Annotated in this window: 16 protein-coding genes; 4 read left to right on the top strand and 12 right to left on the bottom strand. The window is 52.7% G+C overall.

What is annotated here, in order from left to right; all coding sequences use genetic code 11:
- Position 1 precedes the first annotated feature (1 nt).
- Together KF947_RS05330 and KF947_RS05325 are read right to left on the bottom strand one after the other, a co-directional pair.
- On the bottom strand, positions 2–691 hold the full coding sequence (locus KF947_RS05330; RefSeq protein WP_227405667.1) for an EAL domain-containing protein: 690 nt from the start codon (positions 689–691) through the stop codon (positions 2–4).
- Positions 692–799: 108 nt separating this feature from the next.
- On the bottom strand, positions 800–1,738 hold the full coding sequence (locus tag KF947_RS05325) for a DMT family transporter (RefSeq protein WP_133729907.1): 939 nt from the start codon (positions 1,736–1,738) through the stop codon (positions 800–802).
- 144 nt (positions 1,739–1,882) lie between these two features.
- Between KF947_RS05325 and KF947_RS05320 the strand changes: the two genes are divergently transcribed.
- From KF947_RS05320 to KF947_RS05310, 3 genes are all read left to right on the top strand, one after another.
- Complete coding sequence (locus KF947_RS05320; protein ID WP_133729908.1) at positions 1,883–2,275, top strand: DUF4168 domain-containing protein; 393 nt, start codon at positions 1,883–1,885, stop codon at positions 2,273–2,275.
- Positions 2,276–2,541: 266 nt separating this feature from the next.
- Positions 2,542–4,452 (top strand): DUF294 nucleotidyltransferase-like domain-containing protein, encoded by a 1,911-nt coding sequence (locus tag KF947_RS05315; protein ID WP_227405666.1) that lies wholly within the window; start codon positions 2,542–2,544, stop codon positions 4,450–4,452.
- 1 nt (position 4,453) lies between these two features.
- Complete coding sequence (locus tag KF947_RS05310; RefSeq protein WP_133729910.1) at positions 4,454–5,179, top strand: 3'-5' exonuclease; 726 nt, start codon at positions 4,454–4,456, stop codon at positions 5,177–5,179.
- A 130-nt stretch (positions 5,180–5,309) separates the two neighbouring features.
- On the opposite strand, the gene KF947_RS05305 is transcribed toward KF947_RS05310, so the two are convergent.
- The 5 genes from KF947_RS05305 to KF947_RS05285 form a co-directional block, all read right to left on the bottom strand.
- Positions 5,310–6,947: a BCCT family transporter gene (locus KF947_RS05305; RefSeq protein WP_223288019.1), complete on the bottom strand. Its 1,638-nt coding sequence runs from the start codon at positions 6,945–6,947 to the stop codon at positions 5,310–5,312.
- A gap of 40 nt (positions 6,948–6,987) precedes the next feature.
- Positions 6,988–7,410, bottom strand: coding sequence for a universal stress protein (locus tag KF947_RS05300; RefSeq protein ID WP_133729912.1), 423 nt, complete (start codon positions 7,408–7,410; stop codon positions 6,988–6,990).
- A 155-nt stretch (positions 7,411–7,565) separates the two neighbouring features.
- Entirely contained in the window at positions 7,566–8,441 is an 876-nt protein-coding gene (locus tag KF947_RS05295; RefSeq protein ID WP_133729913.1) for a glycine betaine ABC transporter substrate-binding protein, read from the bottom strand.
- A 166-nt stretch (positions 8,442–8,607) separates the two neighbouring features.
- On the bottom strand, positions 8,608–9,438 hold the full coding sequence (locus tag KF947_RS05290; protein ID WP_133729914.1) for an ABC transporter permease: 831 nt from the start codon (positions 9,436–9,438) through the stop codon (positions 8,608–8,610).
- Entirely contained in the window at positions 9,438–10,640 is a 1,203-nt protein-coding gene (locus KF947_RS05285) for a quaternary amine ABC transporter ATP-binding protein (RefSeq protein WP_223288018.1), read from the bottom strand. The genes KF947_RS05290 and KF947_RS05285 overlap by 1 nt, the downstream gene beginning before the upstream one ends.
- A gap of 380 nt (positions 10,641–11,020) precedes the next feature.
- Between KF947_RS05285 and KF947_RS05280 the strand changes: the two genes are divergently transcribed.
- The gene (locus tag KF947_RS05280; RefSeq protein ID WP_227405665.1) at positions 11,021–11,449 is read left to right on the top strand and encodes a hypothetical protein; all 429 of its coding nucleotides are present in this window, start codon (positions 11,021–11,023) and stop codon (positions 11,447–11,449) included.
- A 190-nt stretch (positions 11,450–11,639) separates the two neighbouring features.
- On the opposite strand, the gene KF947_RS05275 is transcribed toward KF947_RS05280, so the two are convergent.
- The 5 genes from KF947_RS05275 to KF947_RS05255 all read right to left on the bottom strand — a co-directional run bounded on the left by KF947_RS05275 (position 11,640) and on the right by KF947_RS05255 (position 17,697).
- On the bottom strand, positions 11,640–13,040 hold the full coding sequence (locus KF947_RS05275; RefSeq protein WP_223288016.1) for a sigma-54-dependent transcriptional regulator: 1,401 nt from the start codon (positions 13,038–13,040) through the stop codon (positions 11,640–11,642).
- An 11-nt stretch (positions 13,041–13,051) separates the two neighbouring features.
- On the bottom strand, positions 13,052–14,497 hold the full coding sequence (locus KF947_RS05270) for an ATP-binding protein (protein ID WP_227405664.1): 1,446 nt from the start codon (positions 14,495–14,497) through the stop codon (positions 13,052–13,054).
- Between the two features lie 54 nt (positions 14,498–14,551).
- Positions 14,552–15,736, bottom strand: a complete 1,185-nt coding sequence (locus KF947_RS05265) for a PQQ-dependent sugar dehydrogenase (RefSeq protein ID WP_227405663.1) — start codon at positions 15,734–15,736, stop codon at positions 14,552–14,554.
- A gap of 92 nt (positions 15,737–15,828) precedes the next feature.
- Positions 15,829–16,704, bottom strand: a complete 876-nt coding sequence (locus tag KF947_RS05260) for an AEC family transporter (RefSeq protein ID WP_227405662.1) — start codon at positions 16,702–16,704, stop codon at positions 15,829–15,831.
- A 78-nt stretch (positions 16,705–16,782) separates the two neighbouring features.
- The gene (locus KF947_RS05255; RefSeq protein WP_223288013.1) at positions 16,783–17,697 is read right to left on the bottom strand and encodes a LysR family transcriptional regulator; all 915 of its coding nucleotides are present in this window, start codon (positions 17,695–17,697) and stop codon (positions 16,783–16,785) included.
- Positions 17,698–17,804 lie beyond the last annotated feature (107 nt).

Here is a 17,804-nt window from a genome sequence, read left to right as displayed (position 1 = left end):
ACTAGTCGTATTTGGCATCGTCAATTTCTGCCAGGGCTTCTAGGTTGGGATAGGAAAAGTAATAGCCCTGCTGCATGGGAATGCCCAATGCCAGCAGGCAGCGCGACTCTTCGCGAGTCTCAATGCCCTCTGCAATCAGCTGTGTACCCAATGTCTCTGCTAGCGCCACCAGGCTACGCAATATGGCCTGGCGACGCTTGTTGCTATCGCATCCCATTACCAGGTCACGATCGATTTTCAGCGTATCGGGCCGCAGGTCGGTCAACAGATCGAGATTGGCATAACCGTTGCCAAAGTCATCCAGCGAGGTGGTAAAGCCCATTTCGCGGTAGCTCTCAATAATCGTACGCATATGCATACGATCATTGACCCGCTCGGTTTCGGTAATTTCGAAGTTGAGCCGTTCAGTGGGCCAACCAACACGATGCGCTGTTTCCAGGGTAGCTTGAATGCATGCCTGTGGTTCATAAACCGCATTGGGCAGAAAGTTAATGGAGAGGCGCTCCTGCATGCCCAGGTCGCTGGCTAGCTCAATGGCTTTGATGCGGCACGCCTGGTCAAAACGGTACATCAGCTCATCGGTCACCTGACCCAGTATTGAAAAAGCGGACTCGCCGTTGGTGCCACGTACTAACGCCTCGTAGTAAATAACTTGTCGCTGATTAACATTGACGATTGGTTGAAACGCCATGGTAAATGCAAAAGGTACCGGAGAATCGCAACGGTTACAGTGTCCGTTCACCCTGGCACAGTGGTGGTGTGCTGACATGTTTATCCAAGCCCTGGTTTACAAATATCGTTATCTTTTAGTCGCCTTATAGACGGGTTTCCGAATAACCATCACCACCCCAGTGATGGCGACCAACATCCCCACAAGCCCTAGCAGGGGAAGACGTTCGTCAAATAGCCACCACGCCTGAAGCGCCGTGACCGGTGGCACAAGATAAAAAAGACTCGCAACCCGCGAGGCTTCCCCCTTTTTAATCAAGGCCATGAGTAACAGAATAGCGGCAATTGAGAGAATCAACACCAACCAACCCAGCGTCAGCACAAAGGTGCTGCTCCACTCCACCTGGCGCGTCTCAAAAAGCAAGGCGCCAACGCCCAACAGAGCGCCTGCTGCCACGTACTGAATCACCGCCCCAGAAAGCAGCGGCATACTGGTGCAATACCTCTTCTGATAGAGCGTGCCCAGTGAAATCCCCATTAACGCAGCGGTAACACACAGTAGAGCGCTAACTCCGAAGCCATCAAATAGCGACTCACCCAGTTCAAGCTTACTGCCGAGCACTAAACTGATACCTATTAGGCCCAGGCCTAGCCCTACCCATTGGCGCCAAGAGAGCTGTTCACCTAATAGTGGCCCGGCGAAGGCGGCGGTCAGAAGTGGCTGCAACCCCACCAGTAGTGCCGCTAAACCAGCAGGCATACCTAAGTAAATGCCATAGAAGACTCCACCTAAGTAAGCGCCATGAACTAGAAAGCCTGATATGGCGATATGAGTCCATAACCTGGGTGATGAAGGCCAAGGTATTTGCATCACGACGACCAGCGGAATCAGTAGCAGTAGCGTGAACACAAAGCGAATAAACAGAAATGTAAAAGGTTCTGCATATGGCAGGCCGAACTTGGCGCCAATAAAGCCGGTGCTCCAAAGTAGAACGAAAAGTGCAGGCATGGCGGCAAGTCCTGCCGAAGGTAAGTCGTTTTTGTGTAACTTACTGAATATTATGGACATATTATTTCCGTGGTGGCGTGATAAACTCATCTTTAGGATACATTTGGTTCTTTTTGTTACTATCTTTTACATAAAGAGTTGAACCTGCTTGAACATGGCGCGTCACAGAAGGCACACACACAACGCAATATTGAGGTTTCTTCTATGCAACGTATGACTGCTCTGTTTTCCGCTGCCCTGCTCGCGACCGGTCTGATGGCTGCTACCGCCCACGCGCAGGAAGAGCAACAAGGCGCTGCACAAGATCCAATGGCAACCCAGCAAGCACCTGCCCAGGATTTTTCTGACGACCAGCTCCAGCAGTTTGCTGATGCTTCTCAAGAAATTGCGGTTATTTCCCAGGAATATACCCAGCGTCTGCAGGAAGCGGAAGATGAATCAGCGCAGCAGGAAGTGCGCACCGAAGCTAACGACCGCATGATTGAAGTGGTCGAAGACAGCGGGCTAGATGTTGATACTTTCAACGCTATCGGTCAATCCATTCAGCAAGACCCTGAAATGATGCAGCGTGTTCAGGAAATGGCTAACCAGTCGTAAGCTGTACTGCTGAAAGTAACTGACGACGATTTCCTGATTTTTTATATCGCTAATATAGCAGTTTTTATTTAGCAGGGTAATTATCAGTATGGCTTAGGCCAGTAAAGCCCGGTGCTTAACTGCACCGGGCTTTTTTATGCAGCTTGTTTCGCCAATGGGCAGTTTTATTATACTGAGTGGGGTTTACCTGACTTAGCCTTCCCGCCACACTTTAGTATTGTGAGTAGATTCTCCAGCCCATTGACCGGTATACCCGAGGAGTCCGTATGGATGTCGAACTGTTAGAAATACGCCAACATATGGGACGGTTCCCGCCTTTTGATGGGCTATCGGATGATCTTCTTGATGCCATCGCTGAACAGGTCGAAGTGAGTTACTTCAAAACCGGCAGCAACATATTAGCGCTCAACGAGATGCTCAATGATCTCTGTTATATCCGTAGTGGCGCTGTGGAGGTTTATCGTAGCCAAGGAGAACTGTATAACCGCCTGGGTGAAGGCGATATTTTTGGTCATTTCAGCCTGCTGCGTAACCACAAAGTGCGTTTTCCTGCCCAGGCTATTGAAGATACGCTGATCTATTTTATCCCCAAGGCGGTTTTCCTCAGGCTGTGCGAGGAGGATGACCATTTTGCCGATTTTGTCGAGTTGGAGCGGCCGCGGCTAGAGAGTGCCGCTGAGCAGCAAAAGAAATCCAACGACATGATGGTCACAAGGATACGCAAACTGATAACCCGTTACCCGGTGATGGTGGAAACGTCTACCAGCGTTCAGCACGCCGCGCAGCAGATGAGCGACGCCCAGGCTTCTGCGCTGCTGGTATTAAAAGAGGGGAGCGATAACCCGCGCTACAGCTTTAAAGATAGCGAAGGTCAAACTTGGCAGATGTGCGGGATTTTAACCGACAGTGATTTTCGTACCCGCGTTGTGGCCGAGGGGCTATCACCGCAAACCTCGGTCGGTGAGGTGGTTTCCTCGCGGCTAATTACCATTCAATCGGATGCCTCTGTTTATGAGGCCATGCTGACGATGCTGCGCAGTAATGTGCACCACCTGCCTGTCTTGTATCGTCAGCGCCCGGTGGGCGTGGTGCATCTCTCCGATATTATTCGCTATGAAACCCATAGTGGCCTCTATCTGGTCAGCAATATTTTCAATCAGTCCAGCGCCCAGGGGCTGGCACGCTTGGCGCCGGATGTGAGCGCGGCGTTTGTGCGTATGGTGCAAGAGGGGGCTAACTCGCAAATGGTAGGTAGCGCCCTTTCCACGATCGGACGCAGCTTTACTCGGCGGTTGCTGGAAATGGCTGAAGCAGAACTTGGCCCTCCGCCGGTGCCTTACTGCTTTATGGTGAATGGTTCTATGGCCCGCAATGAGCAGAGCATTGTCACTGACCAGGATAATGCGCTGATCCTCTCCGATGAGTTTATTCCAGAGCAGCATGATGACTATTTTTACGCCCTGGCAAAAATCGTTAGCGATGGTTTAGATGCCTGCGGCTACACCTACTGCAAGGGTGATGTGATGGCGACCAACACGCAATGGCGTCAGCCCCTCAGCGTTTGGAAGGAGTATTTTCAGGATTGGATGGCCAACCCTACGCCGGAACGGTTGCTGCATAGCTCGATTTTCTTTGATCTGGATAGTTGCTACGGCGAAGACCTCTATGTGGAAACGTTGCAAGATTTGATTGCCGAGATAGCGCCAAAATCACCGCTTTTTTTAGCCGCCATGGCTCGCAATGCCTTAAACCGTACCCCGCCGCTGGGGTTTTTCCGTACTTTTGTGATGGAGCAAGATGGCAAGCACAACAACTCTATCAACTTGAAGCGTCGAGGGACGGCGCCGATGGTGGATTTGGTGCGTATTCACGCCTTAGCCTGCGGCTCCAAAGCGCAGAACTCCTTTCAGCGCCTGAATGACATCAGCAAGACCCAGCTGTTGGCGACTGGGATGAGTGACAAGCTAAGCTATGCGTTTGAGTTTTTATGTATGTCGCGGATTCGCCATCAAATGATTGATCTACAAGAGGATCGCCTGCCGGATAACAATATCGAGCCTGAAAACGTGGCGGATAGCGAGCGGCACACGCTGAAAGATGCCTTCCAGGTGCTCAGCAACGCACAAAAATTTCTGAAATTCCGCTATCCCATGCCTGCCCAGCGGCAGGGACGCTAAGATGCTCAATATACGCCCACGCCAAAAAATCGTACAGGCCGATTGGAAGGGCTATATGGCCCAACGGGCGCAACAAGCGAAAAATCCTGCCCTTCAGCAATTTTTTGGTGCGTCGTTGCCTGATCCTGAAACGCCCATTTCTGAAGTGCCTATGGTGGCGCTGGATATGGAAACCACAGGGCTGGATGAGAGGCGACATGCGATTGTCAGTATTGGCCTCGTGCCCTTCACGTTAAATCGTATCAAATTGGCTGAGCGGCGCTATTGGGTCGTGAACCCTTCGCGGCCGCTCGCAGAAGCCTCAATTACCTACCATCACATTACCCACTCGGAGATTGCCCAGGCGCCGGACTTAGATGTGATACTGGACGAACTCCTGGCCCAGCTAGCAGGTCGCCTAGTGGTGGTTCATTTTCGCAATATTGAACGCCCCTTTTTGAATGCAGCTGTCAAAGCCCGGCGTGGGGAAGGGGTGCTGTTTCCGATGATTGATACTATGTCGCTGGAAGCGCGGATGCACCGCCAAACCCTATGGGCGAGGTTCCGCCGCTGGCTTGGCCGCCCACCGGTTTCCATCCGCATGCATGCGAGTCGTGAGCGCTATGGCTTGCCCCCTTATCAAGGACATCATGCCCTGGTGGATGCGTTGGCCACCGCAGAGCTATTGCAGGCGCAAATAGCCACCCATTATCGGCCTGAAACGCCATTGAAAGATATTTGGTGTTGATGCTTAGCTGTCAACATACCAACAAAAACGGGCAACCCAATGGGTTGCCCGTTTACTAGCTAAATTTAAACAGTACCAGCAAGCTTTAAACTTAGGGTTGGTTTAAAACCGTGGTCGGTTCAAAGTAGCGCTAGACAGCTTTAGGTTCGCTCATCAACCCCTTGATAATGGCATAGCAGGCCACTAGCAGAATGATGGTGAACGGGAAGCCGGTAGAAACCGCCATGGTTTGCAGCGCTGTTAGGCCACCGCCTAGCAGTAGCGCAATGGCAATCGCGCCTTCGATGATCGCCCAGAAAACGCGCTGTGGCGTCGGCGCATCTACCTTACCGCCAGCGGTGATGGAATCAATCACCAGTGAGCCAGAGTCAGACGACGTCACGAAGAACACGATGACTAGCACAATGGCTACGAATGAGGTGATTTGCGATAACGGTAGCTGCTCGAGCATTATGAATAGCTGCAGATCAACGCCTGCATCGCGAACGGCCTCAATGCCTTGGCTGACGTACTGATCAATGGCCGTGCCACCAAACGTGGTCATCCATAGTACTGATACCGTGGACGGCACCAGCATCACCGAGACCAGGAATTCACGCACTGTACGGCCGCGGGATACCCGCGCGATAAACATACCAACATACGGAGACCAGGAGATCCACCAGGCCCAGTAGAAGGCTGTCCAGCCCTGGCTGAAGTTGGCGTCTTCACGACCAAAAGGATTCGATAAGGCAGGCAGATGAACCGCATAGTTCCAAAGGTTTTCAAAGAAGCCCGTGGCAATCATCAGGGTAGGGCCAACCGCAATTACAAAGAAAAGTAGCATTGCCGCAAGAATAATATTGATTTTGGAGAGCAGCTGTACGCCCTTATCAACGCCTGCCACGATTGAGCCGATGGCGATCATCGTAATACCGATGATCAATAGGATCATGGTGATATCACTTTCTGGCGCACCAAACAGGTAAGTGAGGCCTGCTGCTGCTTGGGTTGCCCCTAAACCAAGGGACGTAGCCAAACCAAATAAAGTGGCAAACACTGCCAAAATATCAATTACGTGGCCTGGCCAGCCCCATACGCGCTCACCCAAAAGGGGGTAGAACACAGAACGCATGGATAGCGGTAGGCCCTTATTGAAAGAGAACAGCGCCAGCGAAAGCGCGACCACAGCGTAAATCGCCCAGGGGTGCAGGCCCCAGTGGAAGATGGTTGCGGCCATAGCTAACGCTTCAGCAGCGGCAGCATTACCTTCCGCACCCGCTAGCGGCGCCCAACTGCCACCGTCAAATGAAGAGCCAAAGTGCGTCAGCGGTTCGTTAACGCCGAAGAACATCAGGCCAATCCCCATGCCCGCGGCAAACAGCATTGAAAACCAACCCATATAGGTAAAATCAGGCTTGGCATCGGCGCCACCAATGCGGATTTTACCTAGCGGAGAGAAGATCAGACCAATACACAAGATGACGAATATATTCGCCGCTAAAATAAAGAACCACGCTAGATTGCCGGTCAAAAAACCAAAAATAGCATCATAAATAGGCGCAATCGTGTCTTGCAGCGCTAGAGTTAGCACCACAAACAGCAGCACAATGATTGCAGAAATGCTAAATACCTTGCCGTGTAGGTCAAGATTGAGGCCCATAGCATTCGTGGTGATATTATCTTGGCCGATAACATAATCGGTATCGATCAGGTTAGCCGGGCCATCTGGGGCGGGTATACCCTCAGAGACCGGCTCATCAGGCTCATTTTTCGGTGTTTTGTCCATAAGTTTACTCCCTTAATTATTTTAAAAACGAAAGGCGGTTTTATTGAGCCAGACGAATTAAGAAGACAGAGGCGTTAGTGTGAGTTGCTACTTTGCCACCATGCGAAGGCATGACAATATCCAAATGCCGCGGCAGATGAGTTGCCATCATTACTAAGTCAGCCCCTACTTCGTCAATAGCTTTCTCAAGTAGTGTGTCGATATTCGCCATAGGGTCTGTTGAGCTGTATACCTTGCTACTTACCGGTTGACCATGAACCTTATGTCGCTCTTGCGCAAAAGCCTCGAGCTTTTGCTCATACTCCTGGGGAGTGCGGGCGACGCTTGTGGGTGTATTGGCCGTGACGCTGACATAGGTGATATGGGCGTCATATTGTTTGGCAAGGTCGGCTACAACGCTTAACGCGGGTTCCAGTGTTTCAAGGTGGGCAAGGTCTACCGGCACCATAATGTTATTAAACATGCCAAGCTCCCGAAATGACCTGTCACACTATCGAACTGCTTATAGTAGTGTGCTCATAACAATAGGTTGTACAAACTTAAACGGCTGGGCTGGGGCTTACGAAAGCCCCAGCCCAACCATCACTAACAAATACAATTTACCTAATCAAAATGGCATTAGCTATCAAGCCACTCTGCGACCACGTCCTGGTTATCTTCAACCCACTGCTTCGCATTCTCATAGGGGTCACTGCCATCTTCCTGGTTCATCAGCATGACCTCGCCCATCTGCTCAGGCGTCCACTCGAAAGCGTCGAGAATGGCATAGGCTTCTGGCATGTCGTCTTCCAGGCCTTGGCGAACCGCAGTGTGGATCTGCTCTGCACCGCCATAGACGTTCTCAGGGTCTTCTAGGTATTTGAGATCGAAACGGGCAAACATCCAGTGGGGCGTCCAGCCGGTAACAACAACGTCTTCTTCGTTATTAATTGCGCTGGCTAGGGCTGCCGTCATGGTAGCACCGCTGCCGCTACGCAGATCCAGCTCAAGGTCATAGGTATCCACAACCTCTTCGGAGAGCGCCATTAGGCCTGCACCGGGGTCAATACCGATGATCTCGCCATTAAAGCTGTCGGCGTTATCGTTAAGGTCAGCAATCGAGTCGACGTCAGTATACTCTGGAACCACAAGGCCCAGCTTGGTGCCGTCCAGATTGGGGCCGAGGTCTTCAATGCTATCACCCAGGCGCTCCATGTAATCGGCGTGAGTGGTCGGCAGCCAAGCGGCAACGATGGCGTCCGCATCGCCAGTGGAGAGGGCTTGGAACATGGCCGCCGCTGAGAGTGACGTTAAATCAACCTCATAGCCTGCTTGCTCAAGTACCGCGGCAATGACGTTAGTACTAGCGACTTCGGAAGACCACTCCACGTAGGCCAAGTTAACCGTGCCTTTCTCTTCTTCGGCCTGGGCTGCGCTGCTGACGGCAACGCCTGCACCTGCTAGCAGTGCCAGTGAAGCAAGACGGATACGAAGGTTCAATGTGCGATGTTTCATTCACTTTCTCCCTTGGGTATAAATTTATAAACGTACACAATCATCAACAAACACAGCTGCTGCAGAATACAGCATGGTGAGCAAAGAGCGACTTAGCAAGCAAATGACTCAACGCTGCCGCTCCTGCTGTTTTGCTTTAGGGTTTAACTCTATTTGCGCGTTTTCCCTACTGACGTGTTTTTCTAAGCGATTGGGTCAGGCGGTCAAGCAGCATGGCCAGGATGACCACCGCGATACCCGCTTCAAAGCCATCGCCAGGGCGCAAGCGCTGAATAGCGCGCCATACTTCGCTGCCTAGACCATCCGCACCAATCATGGCGGCAATAACCACCATGGAGAGAGCGAGCATAATGGTCTGGTTGATACCTGCCATGACCGTGGGCAGTGACAGCGGTAGCTGTACTTTGAATAGCTTTTGGCCACGGGTGGCACCGTAGGCGTCGGCGGCCTCAATCAACTCCACCGGTACTTGGCGAATGCCCAGCGTAGTAAAGCGAATAGCCGGGGGCATTGAGAAAATCACCGTGGCAAAAATCGCCGACACCGAACCAATCCCGAAGAATGGAATAGCTGGAATCAAATAAACGAACGCTGGCATGGTCTGCATAAAGTCCAGAATCGGCATAATGACCCTGTAAAGCCGATTGGAGAGCGCCGCCGCAATGCCTACAGGTAGTGCGATGACCACGGCCACCATGGTAGCGAACACTACCAGCGTGAGCGTCTCAATCATCGGGTTCCAGAGGCCCAGGTTCCAGATCAGAGCCAAACCGGCGACGGCGCCGATTGCTAGACGAGGGCCCGCCAGCTTCCAGCAGAGCAGCGCGATCAATGCGAGCAGCGCCCACTCGGGCAGCCACATCAAACCGTCGTTTAAAACATCGATGCCGGTTTGAGTAAAACGAGAGATGCCCCGGGTAACCATAGAGTATTCGCTGGTCAACCAAGTCAGGCCGCCTTCAATCCAATCGCCTAGTGGAATGCGTGGGATATCCATTATTGCTCTCCTGCTCGTGCCAGTTCGTCGAGTACAGCGCCTTTTACCACTACGCCGAGTAACTGTTCCTGCTTATCAATGACGGCGATAGGGAAGCTCTTTTCACTAAACATGGCGAACAGATTGTGCAGCGGCTCATCCATCGGGACTTTGCGGAAATCCTGAGTTAAGTAGGGGATGATCGAATCGGAACCCTCTTGAATGGCCCGGCCGGCGGCGTCGGCCTCTAGTAGCCCGAGTAAGCGGCGATCGCGATCAACCACGTAAATGGAGTCGATAGCATGGTCGCGCATGCGGTGTAGTGCTGTGCGTGGGCCATCGCTTTCTCGCGCGGTGGAGCGCAGTGGCCGCATGGCGCTCTCTGCGGTCAGGATACGCGCTCGGTCAACGCCTTCGATAAAGCGTCGCACGTAGTCATCCGCGGGCTTGGTCAGAATCTCTTCCGGCGTGCCGATCTGCACCACTTCGCCATCTTTTAGCAGCACGATACGGTCGCCAATGTTGAGCGCCTCATCCAAATCGTGGGTGATGAAGACCGTGGTCTTTTGCATTTTGGATTGCAGTTGCAAAAGCTCTTGCTGCATGTCTTTGCGAATTAGCGGGTCAAGCGCTGAGAAGGCTTCATCCATTAACAGCACGGTGGCATCGTTTGCCAGTGCGCGGGCTAGGCCAACGCGCTGCTGCATACCGCCTGAAAGCTGATTCGGGTAGGCGTCTTCCCAGCCCTCCAGGCCCACTTGCTTCAATGCAGTATGAGCAATTTGGTGCCGCTCTGATTTCTCTACGCCGCGAATTTCCAAACCGAACTCGGCATTTTGCTGCACAGTGCGGTGGGGAAATAGCGCGAAATTTTGAAATACCATAGAGAAGTGGCGGCGGCGGCACTCCAGCAACGCTTTCTCTTTCAGCGTCGGGATGTTTTCGCCGTCGATAATGATTTCACCTTCGGTGGTCTCAATCAGACGGTTAAGACAGCGGATCAAGGTCGATTTGCCTGACCCCGAAAGTCCCATGATGACGAGCAGCTCGCCTTCATAGACATCAAATGAAATATTGGATAGCCCTAGCGTCTGGCCGGATTTCTCCAGAATTTCGGGGCGCTTCATTCCCTGATTACGTAGCTCAATGGCTTTTTGGGGGTGCTTACCAAAGACTTTGCTTAATCCGCGAACTTTAATTTTGACGGGTCGTGTCTCGTCCATCGGCGATGCCTTTTTGTTGAGCTGAATGAGCGTGTGTCGTTATTACACCATTCATAAAGAAATAAGAACTTGGGCCGTATAATTTATTAAAAATTATTATACATAGCTAGGGCCAGTGTGTCACAACGGCTCGCTCAATGGGGCAATTAACGTTACATGTGTCATTTTTTACCCATCTAAGAGGGTTTGCTGTACACGCATGCCGATGAGCTTTATGTTTTTAAGTGTTTGATTTTAATTAATTATTTGTATTTTTTCTATATTTGGCACGTTAAGTGAATAAGCTGGTTGTAAGCAACATGATATATGTACAAAGTTGGTTTGCGTCTATCCAGTAAGGTGTTTAGAAACATACGGTGTTAGCAATGGAGGTGGGAATTATGGACAAGCAACATGACCGCATTGAGAGTAAGCAAATTTCTAATCGCCCACGTTGGTTAACGCTGTGCATGATGGTGACAGCAGCAAGTGTCCTAGTATTAGCCGGTTGCGGTGACAATGAAGAAGCAGCGCCGCCTGCTGAAGAGTCTGCGCCATTAGAGCAAGATGCTACTTCTCAGCCAGAAACGGGTATGAGTGAAGAGCCGTCGATGGAAGAAGATCCAGGTTTAGATCAAGAGCCTGCTGCAGAGAATAGTACGACCCAATCTGAAGGCACGATGTCTGAAGAGAGTACTCTGCCAGAAGACACGATGGATGAGCCCGCGGAAGGCACTATGAATCCTGATGAAGATGAGCCAGGGTTTGGTGAAGGTACCGAGCCCATGCCAGGCGCGGATGAAGACGACGAAAATGCAACCAGTAATTAATTAGTTAACTGATTTATGTGCCCGTTTGAGTAAGTGTACCGCTCCCTACGATGGTAAATCGACCCAGCTGTTTGTTCCCTGCGGCTGCTCCACACGATTTACCATCCTTTACGCCCCCGCGCCCGCGGGGGTTTTTTTTACCTACTTTTAGCTAACGTGTTTAGTTTCGCGATCTGCCGTGCCGTAGCGGTTACTCTTCATTATCTTCCAGGCGACGATAGAGCGTCCGACGAGCAATCCCCAGCACCTCAGCAGTGCGCCGCTTGTTGCCACCCGTAGCTTCTAACACTTTGTTAATATAGCGCTTTTCGACTTCTTCTAAACTGGGCCAGCGGATCGGTGGCGGGGTTGGCATTTGACCTCCCGCCAGCACTTCGCCGCTGACGGCAGGCACTAAAGGCGTACCGGTTTCCACCGCTGATTGCTCGCGCAGCCGTTCGGGCAGATCTTTATAGCTGAGCGAGCCATCTTCGCTTAGGGTGACGGCTCGCATAATAGCGTTTTCCAGTTCGCGAACGTTACCGGGGTAAGCGTAGTTGAGCAGGTTGTTGAGCGCTTCGGGTTCAATTTGCTCTATCTGTTTGCCCTGTGCCTCGGCATGCTTGTCGATAAGTGCAAACACAAGGTGTTCGATATCGGTGCCGCGTTCGCGCAGCGGTGGGATGCGCAGAGAGAAGGTTTCCAAACGGTAGAATAAATCGCTGCGGAAGTTCTCCTGCTCGATCTCTTTCTCCAGGTTGCGGTGAGTGGCAGCGATGATGCGTACATCCACCGGCTCTTCACGCTCCCCGCCTACGGGGCGTACGGTCTTTTCCTGTAAAGCACGCAGTAATTTAGCCTGCAGATTGATGGGCATTTCACCAATCTCATCTAAAAACAGGCTGCCGCCCTGAGCACTGTGGAAGAGCCCTTTGCGCGCTTCATTAGCACCGGTAAAGGCCCCTTTTACATGGCCAAAGAACTCACTTTCCATCAAATCCGCCGGAATGCTCGCACAGTTAACCGGTACAAAGGGCTGGTCATGGCGCGGGCTTTCCTGGTGAATGGCGCGAGCAAGTAGCTCTTTGCCGGTGCCGCTTTCCCCTAAGATCAGAATAGGGGCATCGCTTTTGGCAAGGCGGGAAGCGTCATGAAACAATGTCTGCATGACCTGGCTTTTACCCACAATGCCGTGGAAGTGACTGATATCCGTGTCGTGGAAAACCGCCAATCGTTGGCGTTCAAGGACACGAAATACGGCATCACGGATGGCATCAAGGTCTAACGGCTTGGTTAAAAAGTCGTCAGCCCCTAGCTTAAGTGCCTCAACCGCCTGGTCGATGGTGCCGAAAGCGGTAATCACAATAATACCCAGCTCACTGCCTGCTTGGCGGAGCTGCTGAAGCAGCTGAATACCGGTCATGCCCGGCAAGCGCACATCGGTAATTACCAGTGAGACGGTGGTGTGGCTAAGTAAGGCGATCGCCTCTTCAGCGCTGGGTACGCCGAGCGTTGTGTAGCCTGCATCCTGCAGCTCTTCTTCTAATAACTCACGTATAGCGGCGTCATCTTCCACCACCAACAAAGGTAAAAGGGGGTCCTGTTGGGTCACAAACGTTGTCCTCACGCGGATGCGGTTTCACTAGTAGGTAGCGTAATTTCAAATCCAGCGCCGCCTAGGGCACTGTCAAACACGCCGATCGTACCGCCGTGGTCGTTAATAATGCGATGTACCATAGAGAGTCCCAAACCGCTGCCTTGGCCGACCGGTTTGGTGGTGAAAAATGGGTCGAACACTTTATGGTGATGGGAGCTGGGTATCCCAGGGCCATCATCTTCCACCCATAGTATTAATTCGTGATCTTGCTGTTGGGCGCGAACTCGAACTCTGCTCACTTCGGGGGCTTGCGCAGCATTACGCAGCAAGTTCGTCAGCACCTGTACAATTTGTTGGCCGTTGGCGAGTAAGTTGGGTGTCGGCGACGGTAATTCAATGTCTAAACGAATATTGCGTGGCTCCAGCTCGTCTTCAACCAAATCGCGGGCATTCATAATAAGCTGATCAAGCGCCAGTTCGCCTTTCTCTACGTTATGTTGACGGCCTAACTCCATCAACTGGCGCACAATTTCAACGATGCGCTCGACTTCGCCACGAATACGCCCTAGCCGTGCGCGTTCGTCATCGCCAATAACATCGCGGCGAGCCAAACGCTGGGCCTGACCATTGATCACCGTTAGCGGCGCACCTATCTCATGGGCAACGCCGGCTGCCAATACGCCCAGTTCAGCCAGCTTTTTCGACTTGCGCAGGCGCTTTTCAAGCTCAATTTCGCGCCGCTGGCGATTTTCGATCTCTTGGTCTTTCTCGGCCATTGCATCCAGCATGCCATTCAAACCGGAGGCGAGATGGCGATATTCGATAGGGCCGTCTTCGGTGGCGCGTTGGCTTCGGTCACCTTTTTCAACCAGCTGCATTACGTGCAGCAACCGGTTCAGCGGGCGCTCAATATGGCGGCGGAACCCCCACCAAATACTAAACACGATCCCGGCGGCGCCAATTACAAACACCAGTACGGCGACCACGCTGATAAAACCCGTATAGTTCTCAATGCCGGTATTTAGCCGATTAACCTGTAGTACCCCATATACAGTGCCATCTTGTGAGCGCAAGGGTGTCAACGCAGAGTAGTAATTCCACCCATCGTGCTGGCGATAGTTGCTATATAAATCATCGCGCTCGATGATTTGTTGAATCTCTTCACGGCTGAAAATATCTTTGCCGAGACCGAGTCCGTAAATATCGCGCCCTTCTGTATCAAATACATAGGCGCCGTAAATTCGATGGAAGGAGAACGCCGACTGTAGCGCTTCTTCAAGCGGCGTGTTGCTATCTGGCGTAACCGCATAGCTGAGCGACGAGCTCAGCGTACGGGTAATAATCTCCACTTCCGTTTGTAGCTTTGAGCGTACGTTATCTTCGAGCGACTTGATCGCCACTAAGCTAAAAACCACCAGGATGACAAACAGCGGCACAATCACCGTCAAAATAATCAAATTGCGTAGTCGCATGGGGTATCCATGGTGGTTTGAATACGTTTTAGTATCAGCCAGTAAATTTAAGCGCTACTGATTCGTTGGCGCTAAACGGTACAAACCGCCCTGAGGGTCGTCAGTGAGTAAGTAAATGGCGTCATCAGGGCCTTGGCGAACATCGCGAATGCGACCCACTTCGCCTTGTAAAATCAGCTCTTCTTCGGCGACACGGCCCTCTTCCAAGCGCAGGCGCAACAGCTTCTCGCTACCTAGCCCCCCGGCTAATAAGTTGCCTTGCCACTCACCAAAGGCGTCGCTAGTCACTTCGGCAAGCCCGGCGGGGGCGAAGCGGCCTTCAAATACATACACGGGGTCAACCATGCCGGGGAGCGAATCTTCGCCAATCGGCTCGTTGGTTGCATAGTCATTGCCCTGGCTGACCTTTGGCCAGCCATAATTATTGCCCGCTTCGATATGATTCAGCTCGTCGCCGGTGCGTGGGCCATGCTCTGACGCCCAGGCTTCGCCGTTACTGAGCACGGTCATGCCTTGAATATTGCGATTACCCATGGAGTAAATTTCATCCAGGGTAGTATCATCACCGACAAAGGGGTTGTCATCGGGAACGCCACCAGTAGCGGTAAGGCGCAGGGTAGAGCCCGCGTGGTCATCGCTTGCCTGGGCGCGGGTTGGTTCACTGCCGCGGTCACCAATACTCATTAGCAGAGTGCCGTCGGGCAGCCATGCCAATCGCGAGCCGTAGTGGCGACCCGGCCCTGAGGCGCGATCCTGCTCAAATAAGTGCTCGACCTCACCTAGCTTGCCATCCTGCCATTTTACTCGTGATAACGCTGAACGGCTGTTATTGCCTTCGGGTTTGCTCCAGGTGAAATAGATCCAGTCGTTATCACCCTCGCCATTTACGCCTTCAAAATCAGGGTGTAACGCTACGTCTAGCAAACCGCCCTGGCCCTGATTGCTCACTTCTGGCATGCCTTCCAGCGTACTGGCTTCACCGCTTTCGGGGTCGACAAGTTTCAATTGCCCGCTGCGTTCGCTCACCAAGTAGCGGCCATTGGGTAAAAAAGCCACCGCCCAAGGGTGCTCAAAACCATCGGCGATACGCTCAATGGAAAGGTTTAAATGGTCGGTTTTCAGCGATTCCTGGACGACTTCCGCATTTGCCATGTTAATAGCGCCCGCCAGCACTAGCCCACTGATCCCTGCACAAACCGCTGGGGTCAGCGGGCGTTGGGTATGGTTGCTCTTGTTCATGTAAAGCATAGCGTGCCCTCTGGTGACGATAATCGTTGGCATCCTTGCCAGTAGTCTAGCAGTGACCCTTTAGCCACGTGTGGGTTCCACTATTACATCAGCAGGGCTAGCAGCGCGGGTAGGTAAAACAGCGCTAACAACGTTGAGCAGAAGACCAAGCTGGCGACATAAACGGGTTCGCGCTGGGCCCGCTGAGCAAAGAGATAATTGAATACCGCCACCGGCATACACATTTGAAGCACTAAAATGTTCTGTGCCAGTGGCGGAAGGCCCACCCAGCCAGCGATCAGCCAGGCGACCACGGCAGCGAGAGGCAAACGCACCAGGCTAAATCCGAGCCCTGAACGCAGGTTTTTCACCTGAATGCTGGCCAGCGATACGCCCAGGGTAATAAGCATGAGCGGTACCGTGAACCCCGACATTAAGTCTACCGTATTCGCCAACCAGGGCGGCAGGGAAGTGTCCGTCAGAAGCAGCACCATGGAAATTGCAATGGCGTACACCGTGGGCGTTTTAGCAAGGGTTTTGAGGGGATTGCCTTGGCTATTAAGCACTGCGCCTAAGGTGAACTGAAACAGCGATACGGTCACCATCACCGTGATGCCGTAGGCAAACCCGGCGCTACCAAAGGCGTAGAGCACCACCGGTAAACCCATATTACCAGTGTTGGGGTACATCATGGGGGCAAGCAGCACTCGCCAACTGCGGCGCAACAGTTTTGCCACCACAAAAGTAGCGGCCCCCATGGTGATAATTACCAGTGCAGCGGCCAGCATCGTCTGACCAAAGGTGGTGGCATCGATATCGGCCCCCGCAAGAGATGCTAATACCAGTGAGGGTGTGCCGATGTTAAACACTAGCCGGGTGATAAAGTCGACCGGGTAGGGATGGCCTAGGCGTACCCACAGGTAGCCGAGCCCTGCACCCGCCAGCACAGGCGCCATGACGGCAAAAAGTTCGGCAAGCATTGGCTGTCCTTGGCAATCGTTAGCCACCTATTGTCGTTAATAAGCGGGCTAACTGGCAAGGCAAACACTCGAATTACCCTAAACAGCGACGGTTGACGTGCTCCACGGTGCGGGTACCTGGCTACGTAAAAACTCTAACAGCGCGTGGGTGCGGCGTGATTGGTGCCCGTAGGCGTAGAGCAGTGTAATGGGCAGGGGCACCGGCTCCCAGCCGGGGAGGCAGTTAATCAGTTCGCCTGGATGATGTTGTTCGCGCTTGGCGGTTAACCAGTGTGAGAGTAAGCCAATCCCTTGGCTGCGTGCGATGGCATCAATATGCAGGGCAGTGAGGTCTACCCGCAGCCGTGAACGGGGCGGGTTAAAGGTGTATTGGCCATGCTCTGGATGAGTGAGCAGCAGCCCATCAGAGGCAGAGCCCAACAGATCTATCCAGGCATGCTGGTTCAGTTCGTCGGGGTGTTGAGGCGTGCCAGCCGCCGCTAAATAGTGTGGGCTGGCATAAAGCCCGCGGGTTAAATGCCCCAAGCGCTCCTGGTTTAGCCCGCACTCATGCGTGGGCCCCAGCCAGACATGTACGCTATTGCTGTGCATTTTAGTGGGGGGCGTTTCTCTAGTGTGTAGCGTTAGCTCTACCTTGGGGTGGCGGTTTAAGAAGGCATCAATCGTACCGGGTAACCAGCTGCGCGCCAGGGCGCCGTGCACCTCAAGGGTTATTTCGCCGCTAATCTCCTCACGCAGCTCTGCCAGTGCCTCCTGGCTATGAGCCGCCATTGCCAACAGCTCGGTGCAGTAGTTGTGAAACAGCAGCCCTGCTTCGGTAGGAATTAAGCGGTTGGCCTGGCGGCGCAGCAGCGGCTGGTTAAGCCGGGTTTCTAGCTGGCTGATACGGCGACTAAGGGTCGATTTGGCTAATCCGAGCTTTTGAGCGCTGCGAGTCAAACTGCCTGTGCTCATCACATCGGCAAAGGCGGTAAGTTCGTCAAAGTCATACATGGTCAGGCCCACGGAAAAGGGTGAACGCTAATTGTGCCATTTTTCGGTGCGAATGAAAATAATAGGCATTTGTGTTCCGTAGAGTTGAACGTGCTGTCTCACCCCAG

Source organism: Halomonas sp. FeN2, assembly GCF_020595105.1.
Taxonomy (GTDB): domain Bacteria; phylum Pseudomonadota; class Gammaproteobacteria; order Pseudomonadales; family Halomonadaceae; genus Vreelandella; species Vreelandella neptunia.
This window is presented reverse-complemented; position numbering and strand designations above follow the sequence as displayed.

Coding starts and splice junctions, on each gene's coding strand:
- KF947_RS05290 (WP_133729914.1), bottom strand. CDS start 9,438: ATGGATATCCCACGCATTCCACTAGGCGATTGGATTGAAGGCGGCCTG.
- KF947_RS05260 (WP_227405662.1), bottom strand. CDS start 16,704: ATGCTTGCCGAACTTTTTGCCGTCATGGCGCCTGTGCTGGCGGGTGCA.
- KF947_RS05295 (WP_133729913.1), bottom strand. CDS start 8,441: ATGAAACATCGCACATTGAACCTTCGTATCCGTCTTGCTTCACTGGCA.
- KF947_RS05300 (WP_133729912.1), bottom strand. CDS start 7,410: ATGTTTAATAACATTATGGTGCCGGTAGACCTTGCCCACCTTGAAACA.
- KF947_RS05280 (WP_227405665.1), top strand. CDS start 11,021: ATGGACAAGCAACATGACCGCATTGAGAGTAAGCAAATTTCTAATCGC.
- KF947_RS05255 (WP_223288013.1), bottom strand. CDS start 17,697: ATGTATGACTTTGACGAACTTACCGCCTTTGCCGATGTGATGAGCACA.
- KF947_RS05265 (WP_227405663.1), bottom strand. CDS start 15,736: ATGAACAAGAGCAACCATACCCAACGCCCGCTGACCCCAGCGGTTTGT.
- KF947_RS05315 (WP_227405666.1), top strand. CDS start 2,542: ATGGATGTCGAACTGTTAGAAATACGCCAACATATGGGACGGTTCCCG.
- KF947_RS05270 (WP_227405664.1), bottom strand. CDS start 14,497: ATGCGACTACGCAATTTGATTATTTTGACGGTGATTGTGCCGCTGTTT.
- KF947_RS05310 (WP_133729910.1), top strand. CDS start 4,454: ATGCTCAATATACGCCCACGCCAAAAAATCGTACAGGCCGATTGGAAG.
- KF947_RS05320 (WP_133729908.1), top strand. CDS start 1,883: ATGCAACGTATGACTGCTCTGTTTTCCGCTGCCCTGCTCGCGACCGGT.
- KF947_RS05285 (WP_223288018.1), bottom strand. CDS start 10,640: ATGGACGAGACACGACCCGTCAAAATTAAAGTTCGCGGATTAAGCAAA.
- KF947_RS05305 (WP_223288019.1), bottom strand. CDS start 6,947: ATGGACAAAACACCGAAAAATGAGCCTGATGAGCCGGTCTCTGAGGGT.
- KF947_RS05325 (WP_133729907.1), bottom strand. CDS start 1,738: ATGTCCATAATATTCAGTAAGTTACACAAAAACGACTTACCTTCGGCA.
- KF947_RS05330 (WP_227405667.1), bottom strand. CDS start 691: ATGGCGTTTCAACCAATCGTCAATGTTAATCAGCGACAAGTTATTTAC.